General features: G+C 70.0%; 12 protein-coding genes and 1 pseudogene. 5 read left to right on the top strand and 8 right to left on the bottom strand.

Annotated elements, in window-relative coordinates; all coding sequences use genetic code 11:
- Positions 1–163: 163 nt before the first annotated feature.
- From WME98_RS19710 to WME98_RS19690, 5 genes are all read right to left on the bottom strand, one after another.
- Positions 164–2461, bottom strand: a complete 2298-nt coding sequence (locus tag WME98_RS19710) for a DUF5916 domain-containing protein (protein ID WP_437952668.1) — start codon at positions 2459–2461, stop codon at positions 164–166.
- Positions 2462–2721: 260 nt separating this feature from the next.
- On the bottom strand, positions 2722–3948 hold the full coding sequence (locus WME98_RS19705) for a cellulase family glycosylhydrolase (protein ID WP_437952667.1): 1227 nt from the start codon (positions 3946–3948) through the stop codon (positions 2722–2724).
- Positions 3949–4025: 77 nt separating this feature from the next.
- Positions 4026–5741 carry an ABC transporter substrate-binding protein gene (locus tag WME98_RS19700; RefSeq protein WP_437952666.1) on the bottom strand — a complete coding sequence of 572 codons (1716 nt, stop codon included), beginning with the start codon at positions 5739–5741 and terminating at the stop codon, positions 4026–4028.
- Between the two features lie 300 nt (positions 5742–6041).
- Positions 6042–7034 carry a lamin tail domain-containing protein gene (locus WME98_RS19695; RefSeq protein ID WP_437952665.1) on the bottom strand — a complete coding sequence of 331 codons (993 nt, stop codon included), beginning with the start codon at positions 7032–7034 and terminating at the stop codon, positions 6042–6044.
- Positions 7035–7045: 11 nt separating this feature from the next.
- Positions 7046–9172, bottom strand: coding sequence for a PEP/pyruvate-binding domain-containing protein (locus tag WME98_RS19690; RefSeq protein ID WP_437952664.1), 2127 nt, complete (start codon positions 9170–9172; stop codon positions 7046–7048).
- Positions 9173–10120: 948 nt separating this feature from the next.
- Between WME98_RS19690 and WME98_RS19685 the strand changes: the two genes are divergently transcribed.
- The 5 genes from WME98_RS19685 to WME98_RS19665 all read left to right on the top strand — a co-directional run bounded on the left by WME98_RS19685 (position 10121) and on the right by WME98_RS19665 (position 15355).
- Positions 10121–12682: a transglutaminase-like domain-containing protein gene (locus WME98_RS19685; protein WP_437952663.1), complete on the top strand. Its 2562-nt coding sequence runs from the start codon at positions 10121–10123 to the stop codon at positions 12680–12682.
- Between the two features lie 137 nt (positions 12683–12819).
- Positions 12820–13200 (top strand): hypothetical protein, encoded by a 381-nt coding sequence (locus WME98_RS19680; protein ID WP_437952662.1) that lies wholly within the window; start codon positions 12820–12822, stop codon positions 13198–13200.
- Positions 13201–13574: 374 nt separating this feature from the next.
- Complete coding sequence (locus WME98_RS19675) at positions 13575–14300, top strand: hypothetical protein (RefSeq protein ID WP_437952661.1); 726 nt, start codon at positions 13575–13577, stop codon at positions 14298–14300.
- Positions 14301–14337: 37 nt separating this feature from the next.
- Entirely contained in the window at positions 14338–14853 is a 516-nt protein-coding gene (locus WME98_RS19670) for a hypothetical protein (RefSeq protein ID WP_437952660.1), read from the top strand.
- Positions 14854–14857: 4 nt separating this feature from the next.
- A complete protein-coding gene (locus tag WME98_RS19665) occupies positions 14858–15355 on the top strand; it encodes a hypothetical protein (protein WP_437952659.1) in 498 nt (165 codons plus the stop codon).
- Between the two features lie 105 nt (positions 15356–15460).
- On the opposite strand, the gene WME98_RS19660 is transcribed toward WME98_RS19665, so the two are convergent.
- From WME98_RS19660 to WME98_RS19650, 3 genes and pseudogenes are all read right to left on the bottom strand, one after another.
- Positions 15461–15871, bottom strand: a complete 411-nt coding sequence (locus WME98_RS19660; protein WP_437952658.1) for a peptidase inhibitor family I36 protein — start codon at positions 15869–15871, stop codon at positions 15461–15463.
- Between the two features lie 379 nt (positions 15872–16250).
- Positions 16251–16667 (bottom strand): annotated as a pseudogene (locus WME98_RS19655) (Uma2 family endonuclease); the annotation flags it as partial.
- A 463-nt stretch (positions 16668–17130) separates the two neighbouring features.
- Entirely contained in the window at positions 17131–18330 is a 1200-nt protein-coding gene (locus WME98_RS19650; RefSeq protein ID WP_437952657.1) for a glycosyltransferase, read from the bottom strand.
- Positions 18331–18541 lie beyond the last annotated feature (211 nt).

Raw genomic sequence — 18541 nt, 5'->3', positions numbered from 1 at the left:
GGATCGGTGATTCAAACCACATCGAAAATGAAAATTATGTTCAATATCAACAGCGCGAGGGGTACCCGATCGAGGGGTCGATGTCAAGCGCGACGTGCGGCGGACCAGTACCGGCGATTACGCCGCGCCGTGATGGCGTCGCTGCGAGGGGCCGCGCCGGCGCTCAGCGCACGATCGCGTGCGTGTACTTGAGCAGGAGCGTGCGCTCATGGGCCGTCTCTCCGCCGGCGCGCTCGTCGTAGACCAGCCACAGGTCGGTGCCCTCGCGGACGTGGTGGCGCAGGCGCACGTTGACGCTCGTGCGGTCCGTGAGGCTGCTGTACTGGAGGAACGCGCTGAGGGAGGCGTGGATGTCGAACGCCAGCTTCAGGCGCACCCGCGCGATGTGCGCGTCGAGGGCGACGTCCCGCGCCGGGAAGCGGATCGCCTCGATCTGGTAGTCGCCGCCGAGGCTGAAGTGCGGCGACGGGTTCCACCCCGGGCTCAGCAGGGCCGAGAAGCTGTGGCCGTCGTAGAACTCCCCTCCTTCGAGGGTGACGTCGCAGCGCAGCCTGCGGGCGGCCGGCATGGTCAGCCACGCGCCGGCCCGATGGAAGAGGTAGCGGCCCTCCGGGACCTCGATCCCGCCGTCGAGGACCAGCGGCTCCCGCACCGCCTCGTGCCGGTGGCGGCTCAGCACCTCGAACGCGTCTCCGCTCGCGAGCGTGAGCCCAAACATGGGGCTGAGCAGCGCAGACTCGATGAGATCGTCGCTGTTTCGCTGGTAGGCCTGGACGCGCGTGTCGAGCCAGGCTTCGGCCACGGGAGAGCCGGCGTCGAGCAGCCATGAATAGCTGGAGTAGACCTCGGCGGAGCGATACCCCTGGTAAGGCTCGAAGCCCATGCCGGGGTCGAAATCGTCGCCGGCCCAGCTCAGCTCCGCGCGGTAGCTGAACCCCTCGCCGCGCCGCCGTTCCCACAGCGCGACGGCGCGGCCGCTGTCGATGGGGCGCGCCGGCTCGGCCTCGTCCGGCGCCGCCTCGTCCGGCCGCGCCGAGCGCAGGCTCTGCGCCCATTTCAGCGTGAGGAACTCGTCGGCGACGACGTGGACCGTGCTGTCGAGCCCGTAGGCGAGCTGGTAACGGCCGTCGAGGCCGACGCGGCTCGTCAGCATGCCGCCGACGGTCGAGAGCGGATCGTCGAGCTGGCGGCGCAGCCGGAGGACGCCGAAGTTCTCGGACGGCAGCGCGTCGCTCCGCGCCGTCTGCATGTCCAGCGCGCCGATGTCCCACCGTCCGACGCGGCCGGCGAGACGCGCGCCGCCGAGGATCGCGACCGGCTCGCCCTCGGCGAGCCCGATGCGCCGGCTGTGGAACAGGCGGCCATCCCCGGAGAGGTTGAATTTGAATTCGAAGATCCCGGCGCGCTCGAGGAAGAACTGACGCTTCTCCGGGGCGAAGAGGGGGAATCGGGTCAGGTTGATCTGCTCATCGTCGGCCTCGACCTGCGCGAAGTCGGTGTTGACGGTGAGGTCGAGGGTCAGCTCGCTGGTGACGCCGTACTTGGCGTCCACGCCGGCGTTGTACACGGCGGTCTCGATGTCCCGAACGGGCCGGCGCGCTGCCTCCGGCGGCGTGCTGACGGAGTAGCCGACGAGCGCGTAGGGCGTGATGTACAGCGCGCGGCGCGGGACGACCCCTGTGAGCGCGACGTCCATCAGCTTGGAGGGCTTCGAGTACGCGTTGAACCATTTCGGCGGGACGTGCGGCCAGACGTGCCGCTCGTTCTGCCGGGCGAGCCAGCGGACCACCGAGAGGCCCATGGTCACGCGGCCCGTCTCGCTCTGGAAGCCGAGCGTGGAGAAGGGGATACGCATCTCCGCCGACCATCCGTCGCTCGTCCGCCGCGCCGCCGCTTCCCAGTGGCCGTTCCAGCTCCAGTCGGGCTCGCCGGAGGCCAGATCGCCCGTGATGGTGCCGTCCACGCGCGCGCCGGTCGGCATCGTGTAAAAGGAGAGCGCCGTCGCGTCGTCGTTGAACGGGTCGACGATGAGCCCCACGCTGTCATCCCCGGCGTCCTCGTCGCGGGACAGCGAGTTGGCCCGAACCTCCGAGGGATCGGAGTCGCGGAGCCGCGCCCCGAGGTAGAGGTGCCCGTCGTCGTAGGCGACGCGGATCTCGGTGACCTCGGAGGGCGCGCTGCCGAACGCGGGCCAGTAGACGATGGTCGGCACCGGGGCGATCGCCTCCCACGCGGCCTCGTCCACCACGCCGTCGATCTCGACCTGCCCCGTGAGCCTCGAGAGCGGCACCGGCGGCTCGGCCCGCGCGCGCTGCGGGACGCCGAGCGCGAGCGCGGCGGCGAGCGCCGGCGCCGCCCATGGGGAGCCGCACCGGGCGCGCTCCCGGCACGGCAGGTCCTCGGGGGCGCGTCCGGCAGGGACCCGGGCCCCGGAGCGCCAGCGTCGTGAGGCCTCACACATCGAAAACGAATATCACTTTCATTATCGACGCCGCCGACAGTTACCGGGAGGCACCGTCCCTGTCAAGGCGCACGTGCGGCGGCCCGGCGCGGTCGAGCGCACCGGGGGGGATTGCCCGGAACGCGAGCCCCGTCTGCGGGTGCGATGGGCGGTTTACGAGAGCGCGTGCGCCGCTGGCGCGGCAGGCCAGAGCTCGACTTTGTCGTTCGCGGGGTGCAGCGATGTCCCGGAAGGTCAGCGCCCTTGCGGCACGATTCGCGCTACTTGCACGATCCGGTCTCGATGGAGTGCGGGCGCACCGAGGTGTTCTGGATGCTGTTCGGGTCGGTCACCGCGACCTCGCGGCCCCAGCCGGTGAGCCCCGCGAAGGTCCCGTCGGTCGTCATGTCGAACGGCCCGTCGTCCTTGCAGTCGTTGTTCTCGACGGCGCCCCACGACCAGGCGAGCCACCCCACCTCGAGCTCGACGCTCTTGGCGAGGAGCGTCTTGTAATCGAACGGGTGCTGGCTGCACTCGTACACGGCGTGCTGCGCGAACTCCCCGACCATCAGGGGCAGCTCCAGCGCCACGGACTCGTTCAGCTCCTTCGTGATCGTGGCCCCGCTCCCGTCGGTCCACCACATGTGCACGCTGAGCATGATGTTCGAATCGTGCGCGACGAGGGCGGGGCCGACGGCCTGGAGCTGGTCGATGTTCTGCCCCCACTTGGAGGCGTCGATGATGAGCGGCACCGTGATGCCGGCCTCGCGCATCCTCGTGATGGCCTGCTTGTAGCCCGCCTCCCACGCCGCGTTGTCCACCTGGTCCCCGACCTCGTTGCCGATGTTGACGAGCAGGTTCTGCTCGTGCTTCTTGATCACGGCGACGGTCTCCGGTTCGGTCCAGTAGTCGACGAGGCTCGGCAGGAGATCCCATTTGCCCGTGGCGTCGTGCAGCTCGACGATCGGGATGAGCTTCTGCGCGAGCGCGTTCGTGATGGCCGTATCGAGGCCCGCCGCGGTGTTTTCGGTATTCCACACGATCCGCACCGTGTTGGCGCCCGTCTTCGCGATCTCCGCGAGCTCCGGCAGTCCGTCGGGGCCCGACGGCAGCCACACGACCATCTCGTTGACGCCCCGGAGCAGCACCTTCTCACCGCAGCGGTCGTAGAGGAACCGGCCGCGCACCGAGAACCCCGTCGACGGCTCGCCCCCTCCCCCGCCCCCGGCGCCCGTGCCCGACGTGGCGCCGCTGCTCGTCGAGGCGCCGTCGCTCGTCGAGGCGCCGTCGCTGGTCGACGCGCCGCTGCTCGTCGACGCGCCGCCGTCGCCGCCGCCGGACGTGGCGGCCCCCCCGCCCGAGCCCGTCGCGCCCCCGCCCGTGCCGGTCGCGTCCTGCCCGGAGCCCTGCGGGTCGCCCGAGCCGTCGCCGCACCCCACGGAGAGGCCCAGCGCCACGAGGGCGGCTCCGGCCCAACCAGCTATCGACCGATGATTCACGTACGTCATGTCATCCCTTCCTCTCTCCTGATTGCACCTTTCGACCCGGCGGGCCGACCGACGCCGAGCGGGCGGCGCCCATCGTGTCATCTCGGCCGGAGCTCGGTGAGGACGAGCAGGTACTCCGGCGGGTTGTTCGGCGTCAGCTTGGCGTACGGGTTCTCCTTGGTCGGGAACCCGGTGAAGCGCTTCGTGTTGTATTCACCCCAGGACGGGTTCTTGAAGAGCGGGATCACCGGCGCGGCCTGCACGAAGATCGTCTGCAGCGCGTCGAGGATGCGCTTCTGCTCGGCCGGGTCGATCGCGGACTCGAACTCACGGAACAGCGGGTCGGCCTCCTTCGCGCCGAAGCGATGCCAGTTGCGGGCGGAGACCTCGCCCACCGGCTTCACCAGCTCCGCGCTCATGAGATCGCGATAGAAGTTGTAGGGCGTGGGCTCCACGGTGGTCCAGCCCATCGACATGTCGAACGTGCCCTTCTGGAGCGCCTCGAAGAACGCGCTGAAGTCGTACGTCTTGAGGGTGGCGTCGATGCCCAGCTGCTTCAGGTTCTGCGCGATGATCTGGACCGCGCGGACCCAGTCGGACCAGCCGGTGACGACGTTGATCTCGAAGCGCATCGGCTTGCCGTCCTTCGCCCGGATCCCGTCCGCGCCCTTCGCGTAGCCGGCCTCGTCGAGCAGCTGGTTCGCCCGGGCCACGTCGAGCTTCACCCAGTCGCCCGCCGCCACCGCCTTCTCGTTGCGGAAGCGGTCGTAGGAGTCGTCGAGGCCGGTCGCGTCCGCGGGCTGCGTGTAGTTGTTCGCCGCGATCTTGACGATCTGCGCCCGGTCGATGCCCATGCTGATCGCCTTGCGCACCCGCACGTCGTCGAACGGCTTCTTCGTCGTGTTCGGATACAGCGTGGCCGTGCCGCCGACGAGCGGGAACCAGTAATGATGGTTCGCCGGATCCTTGGCGACGAAGACCTTGTCGATGTCGGGGACGAAGGCGCCCGCCCAGTCGATCTCGCCGTTCGTGAGCGCGAGGCTGATCGGGTCGTTGCCGGGGTAGGCCGGGAAGCGCAGCCCGTCGACCGCCGGCTTGCCCGCCTGCCAGTAGTTCGGGTTCTTGCCGAGCTCGTACACCTGGTTCTGGAAGACCTTCACCTCGGTGAACGGCCCTGTCGCCACGGGGTTCTCGTTCGCGTACGTGACCGGGTCGGCGACGTCCTTCCACGTGTGCTCCGGCACGATCGGCTGGTGCCCGATGTAGCTGAGCCCCGGCACGTACGGCCGCTTCAGCGTGAACTCGACCGTCGCGCCGTCCTTCGCCGCCACGGCGTCGATGAACTTCCACACCCCCGAGAGATCGAGCGCCGGGTGCTTCTTCAGGAGCTCGAACGTGCACGCCACGTCCTTCGCGGAGAACGGCTGTCCGTCCGACCACGCGACCTTGGGGCGGATCATGAACGTGAGCTTCTTGTTCCCGTCGCTCCACGCGTAGCTCGTCGCGAGCCACGGCGTGTACTCGCTCTTCATCGTGTTGTAGATGAGCATCGGCTCGTAGATGCCGGCGACGGTCGGGAACCGCACGTTCCCCTCGGCGAGCAGCGGGTTGAAGTTCCGTACCCAGGAAGCCTGCTGTTCTCGCGAGATCGTGACCATCGCGGCGCCCTTGGCCGCCGGCTTCGACGCGGGCGCCGCCGACCCCTCCGGAGCGCCACCAGCGGCCCAGGCGCCTCCCTTGTCCTTGGAAGAGCAGCCCGCGGCGGCGCTGGCGGACAGCATCAGCGCCGACAGGAAGATGATGCGACGCGGCATCAGTCCAGTCATCATGACAAGCCTCTCCGCGCGGGCGACGCCTGGTTCCCCGCGACGATTCGTTTTCCGTGACAGCGCGCGGCGCCGTGACGCGGCAACCAAGAAAGGAAGTGGGATCGTACGAGACCCCGGAGCCGCGCCCGACGTTGCTCGGATCGCTGTACCGGTTAAGTGGGTGGATGTCAACGGAGAGGGCTGGCGGTCGTCGCCCTCCGTCGCCGGCGCGCGGCGTGGGGCGCCTTTCGCTGGGGGCCGGGCCGCGCGGGCCCGCTCGCGCGGGGTGAGATCGCGGAAGCGCGCTCAGTCTTCTGCCGGCGGCTCGCCGGGTGTCGGCTGGCCGATGACGTAGTCGCCCGCGGTCCATTGGTAAGCCAGGCTCACATCGGGCGCCTGCGCGCCGAGCACGAGGCCACCGTCGCTCGAGCCGTCGGCGGCGGTCAGCACGAGCTCGCCGCCGCTGGGATCGAGCGCAAAGCTCGTGTGGAGCTCGCCCTGGTCGGTGTCGCCGTCGGCAAACAGCACGAGCAGGCCGTGGCGCGGAAGGGTGACGGGGGGCAGCGGCCACTTGCCGCGCTCGGTGAAGTCGTCGGACAGCGTCCAGCCCGTCAGATCGACGTCCCCCGAGGATGGATTGAACAGCTCGATCCACGGCTCGTGCTCGCCGGCGTCGTCCGCCAGCGTTGTCGTGTTGTCGAGCATGACCTCCGAGATCGACACGGGCATCGGCGTCGGGCACGCCGGACAGAACGCCGGGCTGCCGGTCGCGATCAGCGGGGCGGCGTCGACCAGCACGGTGCCGTCGGCGGCGAACGCGCTCAACGTGGCCGGAGCGCCGAGATTCATGGCGAGCTCATAGCGCTCCTCGCCGGCGTCGGCGCGCGCGACGTCCGTCCAGTTATGATGGGTGTTGACGTACTCGAGCTTGTTCGGCTCGGTCACGCACGTCGCCTCACCGTCGAGCAATACGCTGAACCCATCCAGCCGAAACAAGGACGATTCGCCGACGCCGGCCTCTTCCCAGGTGCGCCTGAGCTGGATGACGATCTGCCCGTCGCTGGCCTCGAAGCGCAGCACGTGGGCGGCGTAGAAGCTGCCGCCGGGACGCTCGCCGCACAGCTCGTCGCTCGCGCCCGGCCCTGCGCCGCCGGCGCCACCTCCGCCATCGCCGCCGCCTCCGCCACCGGCGCCGCCCCCGCCGCCCCCCGGGCGCGCTCCGTCGCCTGGATCGGAGCTCGAGCAGCCGGCGCACACGAGCAAGATCGCGAGGCCGTACAGGGTCATTTTCGAGGTCATGTCTGCCTCCATCAGGGTGTGTAGGGTCTGGCTTGTTTGATCACGGTCCGCCCGTGCATCGTGACGTCGACCTCCAGATCGAGCGACAGCGGGGCGAGCGTCGGATACACGCTGGCCGCGAAGTGGTCGTGCACCACGAACAGCAGCCCCGCGAGCTCGTCGAGCGCTGCGTCGGACCAGAGCCGAGCCCCGTCCGCGGCCAGCGAGGACGGCGACACCAGCGTGATCTCGCTCGGCGATCCGGCGGCAGGACGCCGGAACGTCAGGATCTCAGGGCTGGCGGTGGGGTCCGACGGCTCGACGACGCCGACCTCGCCCACCTGGCTGACGACGCGCACCAAGGGCTCCGGCGCGTCGGGCTCGAGCCCCGTGATCACGACGGCTTCCAGGCGCTCCCCGACGAACGCGGGGTGGACCGCGACGCCCATGAACACCTTTGTATGATCGATGCCGTAGTACGCGCGATCGTCGAACGCGCGTTCGTTCCACAGGCTGGCCCAGACCCGGCACACCGCGAGCAGCGCGCTCTTCTCTTCGGTCAAGTCCTCTTCCAGGTCCTCGATGATCGGCAGGAGATGGCTCCGATCGGGGTGCTCGGCGAGCTCGAGCCGGCGCCGCGCGAGCTCGCCGCGCAGGTACGCCTCGTGCTCCGCGCTCAAGCACGCCGACGGCCCGAGCGCGTCGGCGTCGAGGTCGTCGGCCAGGCAACCGCTGCGCGAGTCGTACAGGCCTGCTCCCGACAGGCCCGGCAGGTCCTCGGCGTTGGTGCTGCTGCGAAAGCGCAGCCTGGTGACCAGCCCGGCGGGGCCGTAGGCCTGGCGAACCGCGGCTTCGAGCGCCGCGCCGAGCTCGGGCAGGTGCTCGGCGGCGCGCATGCGGGCCCTGAGCTCCGACAAGCGGCGCTTCTTGTAGGCGGCGTCGGTGAACACCCGTGGATCGGCGAGCAGCGCCGTCACGTCGGCGTCGAGCCCGCGCCGCTGCATGAAGTCGGCGTAGGCGCGGAACGGGATCGCAAAACCGTCGACGCGGTTCGGTTCGGGCAGGATCCGGGACAGCTCTCCGAGGTTCGCGGCCTTGGTGCCGAACGCCGCGACGTCCGCCGCGCCGAGCGAGCCGAGGGCTGCGGGCGTGGCGACCTCCAGATCCGCGGCCGGATCGCCGAGCGGCGGCCGGCGCTTGCTCCAGAAGGCCTCGGCGTCTTCAAGACGCGCGGGCTCGATCTCCACGTGCGCGCCGCGCGCCGTGAGGTGGACCAGCCCATCCGCGAGCGCGCGGAGCACGCTGTTGTCGAGCGCGCCCGGCGCCGCGGCGCTCGGGATCCCCTTCTCGCGCAGGCGCAGGTTCAGGTGGCTGGCCAGGCTCTGCGGCTGCCGGGTGACGAGGCCGGCGACGAGCCCCAGATCGCTCGGCGCTGCGTCGATCACGAGCACGTCGCGCGGTCCGACGCCGGCCGTGGCGGCGCCGTCCACGATGTTCAGGTAGCCGTACGCCTCGCCCTCGCTGTAGGTCTCGGCGGACAGCCCGCCGAGCAGCGCGTCCGGGTCGACGAGCGCGACGCCTGCCGCGGCGAGCTCGTCGGAGATGGCCCGCACGGCCGCGCTCTGGGCAGCGCCATCCGGCGTGAACACCAGGAAGCTCTCCGCGAACGGGCTGCAGCCTTTGAGCCGTCGGTCGGCTTGCACGATGTCGTCGACGGTCAACATCTCGTCGGGCCCGGTCTCGCTGTACACCGTGTACGCGAGCACGCCCGCCGCGCCGGTCTGGGGATGGGGCGTGGCCGGATAGAGCTTCAGGCCGCCGCCCCACATCGCGCGGCTGGCGCGGCGCAGCACCATGTCCGCGTAGCGTTCCGGCGCGAGCGACGCGTACTCCGGCAGCGTACGGAGGAACTGCAGATGGTAGGCGTACTTGTCGGTGTCCTGAAACAGGCACTCCGCGCCGGCGAAGATCGCCGGCGGCTCGCGGCCGTCGACGACCATCAGGTACTTCACCTCCGCGCCGTCGCCTGCCAGGGAGGTGTAATCGTCGCGCGTGGCGAGCTCCGTGCGAAAGTCCACCTCGGTGCGGGGTCGCCCACCCGTGCCGGGCTTCACGTCCGAGGCATCGCCGCACGCCGTCAGCGCAGCTGTCGAAAGCACGGCCGCACAAGGCGCCAAAATCCAGGCTCGCATCGATTGGGTTCTCCCGCGCCGAAGCTGGCCGGAGTCGAGCAAGCGTGATGCCAGCCTGGCGGCCGTGCCGGCTGCGGCCGGGAGCGGCGCTCGACGGCTCCGAGAGCGACATTCGCGTCGCGAGGTGTGCCGCGGCCGAGCTGGCACAGATCGCGCGATTCCCGGCTGCTTCCAGGGCCTCTCGACGCTCGATCCAGCTCGTCCCGATCGGCGCTGCAGCGGGCGATCAGCGCGGGGCGCCGGTCGATCCGGGCGTTCCAGACGACGCGGGCCCTGTCGTAGACCGGGTGATCGGCGTCGATGAGCTCGCCGCGAAAGGCGGAGCGGAGCAGCGTGGCGGATCCTCACCACGGACGAGCGCCATCTCGCTCCGCTCCGGGTTTGACCATACCGTCCAAGTGCTCATGAGCGTGCCGGCGACCGCCTCTTCCGCGGGTGGGTGCTCTGCGCACATTCGATCGTGCCGCGCCGCCCGCACATCGTCACGAGGTAGCGTATCTGGCGCCTACCCCGCCGTGTCAAGGAGACCGAGGCAGGAGCGTACCGGCGCTTTGCTGAGCGCGCGAGCGCGCGAGCGCGCGGCGGACGCACACCAGCGCCGCGGGGATCACGCCCGCGAGACGCCATGGCGACGAGATGCACAGGATGCATGATAGATATGCATCATTCGATTTGGAAAATGTATTTACAATGATCCAGATATCTGTCGAATCTACGCTGGGCGCCGCGTGCCCGCGGGCGAGCCGGCTCGCCGCGATGGGCCAATCACGCCATGCGCGCACCCTCTTTTTCACCCCGCGCGCGCGGCCCAGCATCTCCGAGAAAGGCAGTATGTTGGACAACAGCATTTCGTCGACGCACGCCACACCTCGTCGCGCTCGGGGCGCCGCCCGTCACGGCCATGCTCTGGCCCTCTTGCTCCTCGGCGCCCTCGGCCCCGCCGTCGGGTGCTCCGATGACGAGCTCGCGCTCGAGAACGAGCTCGCGCTCGAGACCCCGGTCGAGGCCGCCGCTCAGGAGCTCACGAGCATCCCCACGATCCCGGACGAAGCTCTCCAGAAGACCCTGGCGCCGATCCGCGCCCTCGAGGTCCCTGGCAGGGTCTACATGAAATCCGTCGAGGAGACGTTCGCCGGCTCGGGGACCTTCTCGCAGATCGTCCACGTCTATCAACCCGACGCGAACGGAGAGACGATCCGGTTCGAGCTCGCCGCGAAGACGAGCACGGGACAGGTGGACACGAGCCATGGGTTCCAGTCCGTCAAGGTCACCTCGCGCCCAGGCGAGTCGGACCAGATCCAGCAAACGCAGCCGAACAGCAGCGGCCAGCGCGTGTACGACGTCCCCGGCTCACGCCAGGGCTGGTATCGCTTCGAGCTCACCTACGTCGCCCCGAACGCGGGCCGCACCCTGAGCTTCAGGGCCTACGACGCCTCCGGGAACTCCTTGAAGATCGTGTGGGTCGACCCCCCGAGCGCCGCCGCGCAGGTCCGCGCCAAGGTCGCGGTCGACGCCTCGGCGTCCCCGGTGTTCCTCAAGGGAGGCGCCTACCGGAACACCGATCCCAGCCAGTTCGCCTATGCCGACAACGTGAAGGTGAACGGCAACCTGCTCTACCGCCGCGGGTTCGATCAGGGCCAGTACAACTTCCCGCTCGGGCAGCTGAACGCGGCGGAGCATACGCTCGAGTTCTCGCTGGCGGCCAGCGCCTACAATCCTGCCAAGTTCTGGTTCGGGGTCAGCGAGAAGAGCTTCGCGCGGGCGGCCGCCAAGGCGAGCTGGGACCGGGTCCAGTTCCTCTACCAGGGCGCGATGCGCACGGGCGACTACGACGCCTGGAGCGAGGGCGTGGCCTTCGCGCAGGGCGCCACGGTCGTGAACGGGGTCCGCCCGCCGCCCGTCCGCCGCGGCACGACGTTCTCGGTGGCCGTCGAGGACTCGAGCCTGAACGGGACCCAGAACGCGACGGTGCGGATCATTTCGGACGCCACGGGCGCCGAGGTGTCCTGGGCCAAGTCCCTGCCGACCGAGGGCGACTACCAGGGAGGGATCTTCGCGAACGGCGCGTTCTCCAGCCGGAACCGCGAGCACTGGCGGGTCACCGTCCCGAGCGACGCGCCCGTCGGACGCTACTACGCGCGAGCCTTCACCCCCTGGGGCGCCCGCATCGGGCAGGACGTCGTGTTCTACGTGATCCACAACCCCTACCCGCTCGTCGCCAGCGGCGCGATCTCCAAGGCCGAGCTCGAGACGTACGGCTACGACGAGGACGAGGACGGCGTCAACCTGAACGGCGGGTACGGCAGCGATCAAGACAACATCCGCGACCACTTCACGGTGCTCTACGAGTGGTCGCCGCCGTACGACGTGCAGAGGAAGCTCACCGGGGCGTTCCGCCGGACGACGGACGAGTCGAAGTTCTCGTTCCTGGATCACGCGGTGGCCGCGGCGCAGGGGACCACGAGCGAGCTCGAGACCATGCGCCGGCTGTATCGCCTCGTCACGCAGCGTTACCGGTACAGCCAGCCGACCAACCAGGGCGACGTGTCGAATATCTTCCTGAGCGACGGGCTGGATCCCGCCGAATCGCTCCAGTACGCGAAGCCGAACTCGCAGCTCAGCTGGGAGGACGGAATCGGCGGCGTCCAGTGCTACGACTACGCGCCGGTCCTGGCGTCCATCGCCCGCAGCGCGGGTGTCCTCTCTCGGGTCGTCTCCAGCGACGGCAACCTCGGCGGCTGGGGCAATCACTTCTTCACGGAGGCGTACATCCCGAGCGTGCCCCATCACGGCGGCAAGACGCAGAACAGCAGCTCGGCCCCGAACAGCGACACCGTTCCGTGGTACGTCTTCGACGCCACGAATCCGGATGCGTCCGGCAGCGTCCCGTATCAATACCTGTGGGAGCGCTACTCGGAGGCGATCGCGCCGCAGGCGCAGTACGGCAAGGCGACGTTCGTGCTCTCGGGATACAAGCCCCGCGGCACGACGACGAACACCGTCACCTGGGATCCGCTGGGCCCCACGGACGACATCGGCGCGGACGACGTCCTCTCCCTGCAGGCCGCGTACGAGTCCGGGCCCGACTTCTGGCTGACGCAGAGCGGCGTCACGGGCATCCTCGGGCGCGGCGAGAAGGACGTCTATCGCATCAGCAAGGCGACCACCGGGGCAAGGGCGGTATCGGTCAGCACGGTGCCGGGCGGCGGGAACACCCTGCAGCCGGTGCTCTGCGTGGGGCCCTACGTCGATCCCAACGGCCCGCCCGCCGAGAGCGAGCCCGGGATGGCGCCCAGGTGGCCCGTGTCCGTGCCGGCGCGCTGCGCGGATCGGGCGACGACCTATCCGCTTCCCGAGGGGGAGTCGTACGTGGTCGTCTTCCACGACCACGGTCAGCCGGATGACGCGTATCCCGACTCGGAGGACAGGCTGAAGCTGGGAGATTCGGTCCAGTACGTGCTGAATCTCCAGTACTGAACGGGACGAACCCGTCCGGGGGCAGCATCGGGAGAAGAGATTCTGGGAGCACGGCGGGCTCGACGGGCTCCCAGGATCAGGCGATGGCGGCAACCTTTGGTCATGGATTCCCTGAAGGGAGGTGCTCTATGGGTCACATGGGCAGGCGACTGATGAGCCTGAGTGTCGCGGCGGTGTTCCTGGCGGGGTGCGGCGAGGCGGAAGAGAGCTCCGCCGAGATAACCGTGGAGGATCTTGGGGAAGGGGTCATGCGGCTGCACGGGGTCGGGGATTCGAGCATGAGCGCGGAGATCCCCGATGGAACACCTGGCGAAGACGCCGGCACAGCAGGCGTCGCCGCCAGGGCGCGCGATTGCGTCTACGTGGAATGGTGCAATGAGCCGGGCCGACGCGGCACGATTTGCCGAGCGAGGCCGGAATGCGGCTGCAGCGGCGTGATCGAATGCAATGAAGAGGTGCGCGCCATCTGCGGCGGCTTCGTCGACCCCGCCTACTTCCTGTGCCCGGGTCAACCCTGATCGTCCAGTGCGCGCTGGAGCTTCCGTACTGAACACGCCGAGACGCCTCCCGCCGTGGCGATGAGCCATGGCGGAGCGCCCTGGCGGGAGCGTGCCGTCGGACCCGAGGAGCTCGACCGAGGCGTCGAGGGGCTCAACCGAGCGGGCTGCGCCGGCAGCCGCGCGGTGCTCGGCCTGTGAGCGCGGGGCGCTCGCCACGCGGACGCGGCGCGCTTCTCCGCGCTTCTCCAGGATTTTGCGCGGCGCCCCACACCGCGCGTGCGTGCGCCCCTCGCGTGCGTGCGCCCCTCCCGGTGCCTGCCGGGCTCCCGGTGCCGGGCTCATCCGCGCCAGCTTGACAGAATCCCCCCGAGGCCCCAGACAGATCGTCCCAGATGACGATGACGAAGACCACCCTGCCCGTCGTGCTCTTGACAGCCCTCGCCGTCGCGACCGCCGGCTGCGACAGCGCCGGCAACGGCAGGCCGTCCAAGGAGCGGTGGGCGACCACCGAGAACACCACCGTCGACCTCGACCTCGACAAGGTCAACGAGGCCTACAAGGCGGCCGAGGGGCCCGAGGACTTCGAGCGGCGCGTCAACGAGCTCTACCATGGGAGCGAGGTCATCAGCGTCGCCGTGAAGGACGTGGACGCCAAGACGCAGGTCGTCACCGGCTTCTTCGACAAGAACGGCGACGGCGGCGTGCAGGACCCCGAGAAGGTGTTCACGATCCGCCGGGACGTGTCGGGCGAAGGCGCCGCGCAGATGCAGACGTCCGGGTTCGGCCCCTACGCCTACTACAGCTCGCCGGTGATGAGCCTGGCCTCGGGCATGCTCCTCGGCGCCATGGTGTCGTCGGCGCTGCGCCCGAATTACGTGCCGGTGTACACGCAGCCGTACACCACGCCGCCGGGCCGCGCGCCCGATCTGCGGTCCCACCGGGACGCGTACCGCGCCTCGAACCCGTCCGCGGTCGACCACAGCAAGTCGTCGCAGACGGGCCGGCGCTACAACAACACCGGCAGCAGCCGCTTCGGCAGCGGCAAGTCCAGCGCCGGCTCGCGCTTCGGCGTCCGCCGCGGCGAGCGCGGCCGCAGGCCCGAGCGCCTCGTCGCATAGCAGCGGCCGCTCGTCCGCCGCCTGCCCGCCCGCCGCGATGCAGCCCCTGCGCAGCATCTCCGAGCTCCCGTTCCGCTGCCGTCCCGCGCTGGAGCTGCTGAACCTCGAGCAGCACCGCGACGCGCCGGACGTGGAGTCCACGCAGTTCGGCTGGTGCCGGGTCGAGGCGCTCTGGCTGGATGGCCGCGCGGATCGGGGGCCGCTCCGGGTGGCCGACGCGCTCGTCGTGGCGGTCCACGCCGCGGAAGATCCGGAGGAGCTGGCCGACGACGTGGAGCTGGAGTTCTTCGTCGAGGAGGTCGCCAAGGGCTACTCGGTGACCGTGCTCCTGTCGGCGTTCCTCGAGCGCTGGCTGCCCGCGGCGTACGCCGGCGAGCGCGCCATCGTGCTCGCCATGTGCAACCCCCACGCCGCGCGCATCCGGCGGCCGGAGGCGGCGGGGCGCGCCCCCGTGTATTACGCCCACGGCGACGTCGACGCGTGGCTCGACACCGACGCAGACGGGCGCCGGCACATCCGCCTCGAGGCGGAGTCCTGGCGCACCGCGGAGTGAGAGCATGTTCGAAGGACGCAGACAGCCGATCGTGTCACGCGAGCAGAAGCTGGTCTATGCCGGCATCTACGTGCTGAAGAAGATGGACCTGAAGCCCGCCGACGGAGGCATGGAGTTCCCTGTCGTGCTGCCGTCCGAGCTGAGCCCGCTGGAGGACGTCCTGCAGGAGCTCGTCAACGCGGACCTCGTCGAGGTGAATCGCCGCAAGGCGCGGTTCGAGGTCACCAAGAAGGGGCTGGCCTACCTCGGCGAGATCATCGACGAGGCGGAGGCGCTCGTCGACGAGTTCGACGACGAGTCGCTCGAGGACGCGGTGGCCGAGCTGCGCCGGCGGAACGTGGACGTGCTGCGGGCCCGGTTTCTGTGGGGCTGGTACGACGGCGAGCTGGACGACCTGGTGCTGTTCCAGCAGCGCCGCGGGGCGACGCCGGTGGAGCCGTGGTGGGCGGACTACCTGATGAGCGATGCGTTTTACGAGGCGCTGAAGAGCGATTACGAGTGAGCGAGAGGGCGGCCGTCCGGGCCGGCGCCGCCTGGTGAATGGGCGCATCGCGGCGGCGCTGCGCGGTTCGCAGTCAGCGCCGCGGGTCGAGCCGAATCATCGCCCTCAGAAGACGTAGACGCTCTTGGGGACGAACGGCAGCGGGCTCAGGCCGCTCTCCCCGGCCACGGGGTACGGGTAGCCGAGGCAGTCCTCGTTCGTGAAGATCGCGGCGCCGACGCCGTTGGTGTTGTAGGCCGAGTGTGCCCTTCCCTCCCAGCCGTGCTCCGGGAGGTTGACGCACGTGCCCACCTGCGGGTTCAGCGCCCGGACGTTGAAGATCTCCCCGCCGTAGCCCTCCTCCTCGAAGAGGCAGAGGACGCCGTCGAACGGGCAGGGAACGGGGTCCGCCGAGGCCACCTCGGGAACCAGCAGGCCGGCCCCCGCGAGGACGCCAACGCCCACCAGGGCGCGCAAGCCCAGGGAGCGGGACGGCGTGAAACGGCGGAGGTTCTGAACGAGATCGAGTAAGCGCATGTGGTTTCCTCCTCCTGCCCACCCATGGGCAGGTACTGCGGAGGCACCAAGCGCCGGAGGCCATTCACGCATTCCCGGGTTCGACGATTGTTAACAGATTTTAACATGAGCGACACGCGGGCTCGCATGTCCCTGCAAATCTTCCATGTTGGAGGACGGATTGGGCGGATGGCTCATCGACGCGCGATGGCACATGGAGCGGGCGCAGCCGTGCGGGCCGCCGTCGTTGGCCGGTGTGGATGCTGCGGCGTTTCCGAGACGTCAGTGAGAGGCGAGCTGGAGATTGATGACTCCCACCCGCTGGCAGCGGGTGGCTCCGATGAGATCGAGAACCTCGTCCACGCTTGTACCGCGTGCGACCGGTTCACTGTCCGGTCGTTCATCGGGTCCAGATCGCCGCCAGATCGAGCTCCACGGCGTCGAACGGCTCGGCCCTGACCTTCGCGTCCTCTTCGTAGGTCTCGAGCAGCACCCACCGCCCGCCCTCGAGCCCGTACACCTCGAGCGTCCGCAGCAAGGGGCTGAGCAGCCACACGTGCCCCACGCCTTCGCGCCGGTAGATCCGCATCTTCTTCCCCCGGTCGACGCGCTCGGTGCGCGGCGAGATCACCTCGCAGACCCAGTCCGGAGCGACGTCGTAGTGCGCCGGCGTGTCCTCGTCCCCGAGGGCGTCCGGCATGCGCTCCCGCTTCCACCCTGCGAGATCGGGGACCACCTTGTCGGGCCGCGGCCCGAGGTGGAGCTCCGGCTCATCCAGGAGCACCCAGCCGCCAGGCCCGCCATCGCCGAGGCCGAAGGCGCTGCTGCTGGCCGGATTCGAACGTGAAGGCGGGAAGGCGGGAAGAAAAGATCAATTATCTTCCTGCCTTCCCGCCTTCATGTGCATCACTCCGGGGCAAATTGGGCCACCACCCAGGCGCGCCTCCCCATCGACGAGGACGTGCCGCGGCGACGGAGACGGCGGGCTCGCAAGCGCCGCTCGGCCGGCGGCAGGCGGCGATTCTCGGCAGCTGCGCGACGCTCCGGCGCTGCCCGCTGCGCTGGATGAGCCCGCCTTCGCCTCACCCCGCACCAGCCGATCCACCTTCCCGGTCCAGTTCGGGTCGCCATCCCCCGCGTGCGGTCGACCTGCGTCGAGGCGGGTCCGGCTCCAGTGACGCACCAAGATCAGCTCCGCGTGACCGAGCTCGTCGCGCACGAGGCCGCAAGCGACGTCCCTGCGCGCGCCCGGCGACCCGAACGCGGCGATCCCCCGAGGTTCACGCGGCGGTCCGCTCGATGAGGCCCGCGGCGACGGCCGCGCCATCCACCGCCACGGCGCCCGCGATCGCGCCCGCGCGAGCAGCGACACCCTCATCGAGCGCGCCCCCCAGCGCCGCCCGGAGCGACTCCGCGCTCAGCGCCCCACACGCCACCGACGTCCCGATCCCGAGCGCCCGCACGCGCGACGCCCAATACGGCTGATCCGCGAACATCGGCACGATCACCTGCGGCACCCCCGCGCGCGCCGCCGTCGTGGTCGTCCCCGCCCCGCCGTGGTGCACCACCGCGGCGACCCTCGGGAACAGCGCCTGCTGGTTGACGTCGCCGATCGCGATGCAGTCGGCGGCGTCGTCGACCAGACCGAGCTCGGCCCACCCCTGCGACAGCACGACGCGGCGCCCCGCGGCCCGCACCGCCTCGATGACGATCCGGCCGGTTTGCGGGTCCACAGGCATGCTGCCGAAGCCGACGTAGACGGGCGGCTCGCCGGCGGCGAGGAACGCTTCCAGCTCGGGGACGGGCGGCGTCTTGTCGGGAAGGATCCAGGCTCCCGTCTGCGCGACCTCCAGGCCGGGCGTCGTCGGCAGCGGCCCGAGGACCGGGTCCGCCGCGAGCCACGGAGCCTTGCCCAGGATGTGGCTGAAGGCATCGCTCAGCGGACTTAGCCCCAGCCGCTCCCGATGGTCGTTGAGCCGCTCGAGGACCCGCTCGTTCCAGCTCCGCGCTTCGCCCTGCCAGCCTCGGAGGTTGGAGTCCGGATCGCCACCAGGCACCCCGCCGGGCGCATGATCCGGCGACGGCAGGGCCACCGGCGCGTACAGGGCGACCGCGGACGGGATGCCCAACCGTTCCGCGATGGACCGCGCGGCGTACTGGTGCGCTCCGCCGGCCACGATCGCGTCGCATCCATCGGCGGCCGCCGCGGTCGCGTCGAACTGGTCTCTCACGAGGTGCGCGACGAGCGCGCGGACCTGCTCTGGCGTCGGTATCGCGGCCTGCGCGCCGGCGGCCCCGCTCGGCGCACGCATCGCGATGCCGATCGGGCTCGCCGTGAAGCCCATGCCGGCCACCCAGTCGATGAAGTTCGGCGGAATGCACAGCCGCACGTCGTGCCCCCGGCGCCGCATCTCGACGGCCAGAGCCACCACGGGTTGCACGTCACCGCGCGTCCCCACTCCCGTCAGCAGTACCCGCATCGTCTCTCTCCCTTTCACCACGCGCGCCGCGTGGATGACGGAGGACGAAATGGCACCGCCGATGCGATTTTTCATCGTATTATCGCTCAAGCTCCGGTATACATGCTGAAGCGGGAGGCGGGGAAAGACGCCCGCGACGCGGATCATCCGTTCAGGCCGAAACGGCCGGTGGATCTCGCGCGAACCAGCACGCTTCCCCTCGTGGGCTTCA

The sequence above is a fragment of the Sorangium sp. So ce296 genome, from assembly GCF_051529605.1.
GTDB lineage: Bacteria > Myxococcota_A > Polyangia > Polyangiales > Polyangiaceae > Sorangium > Sorangium cellulosum_D.
Note: the sequence above shows the minus strand (reverse complement) of the source record. Positions and strands in the feature narration are given on the sequence as shown.

What these genes read in the sequence shown, in the direction of transcription:
- WME98_RS19710 (WP_437952668.1), bottom strand. Translation starts at nt 2,461, where the DNA reads ATGTGTGAGGCCTCACGACGCTGGCGCTCCGGGGCCCGGGTCCCTGCC.
- WME98_RS19705 (WP_437952667.1), bottom strand. Translation starts at nt 3,948, where the DNA reads ATGACGTACGTGAATCATCGGTCGATAGCTGGTTGGGCCGGAGCCGCC.
- WME98_RS19700 (WP_437952666.1), bottom strand. Translation starts at nt 5,741, where the DNA reads ATGCCGCGTCGCATCATCTTCCTGTCGGCGCTGATGCTGTCCGCCAGC.
- WME98_RS19695 (WP_437952665.1), bottom strand. Translation starts at nt 7,034, where the DNA reads ATGACCTCGAAAATGACCCTGTACGGCCTCGCGATCTTGCTCGTGTGC.
- WME98_RS19680 (WP_437952662.1), top strand. Translation starts at nt 12,820, where the DNA reads ATGGGCAGGCGACTGATGAGCCTGAGTGTCGCGGCGGTGTTCCTGGCG.
- WME98_RS19675 (WP_437952661.1), top strand. Translation starts at nt 13,575, where the DNA reads ATGACGATGACGAAGACCACCCTGCCCGTCGTGCTCTTGACAGCCCTC.
- WME98_RS19670 (WP_437952660.1), top strand. Translation starts at nt 14,338, where the DNA reads ATGCAGCCCCTGCGCAGCATCTCCGAGCTCCCGTTCCGCTGCCGTCCC.
- WME98_RS19665 (WP_437952659.1), top strand. Translation starts at nt 14,858, where the DNA reads ATGTTCGAAGGACGCAGACAGCCGATCGTGTCACGCGAGCAGAAGCTG.
- WME98_RS19660 (WP_437952658.1), bottom strand. Translation starts at nt 15,871, where the DNA reads ATGCGCTTACTCGATCTCGTTCAGAACCTCCGCCGTTTCACGCCGTCC.
- WME98_RS19650 (WP_437952657.1), bottom strand. Translation starts at nt 18,330, where the DNA reads ATGCGGGTACTGCTGACGGGAGTGGGGACGCGCGGTGACGTGCAACCC.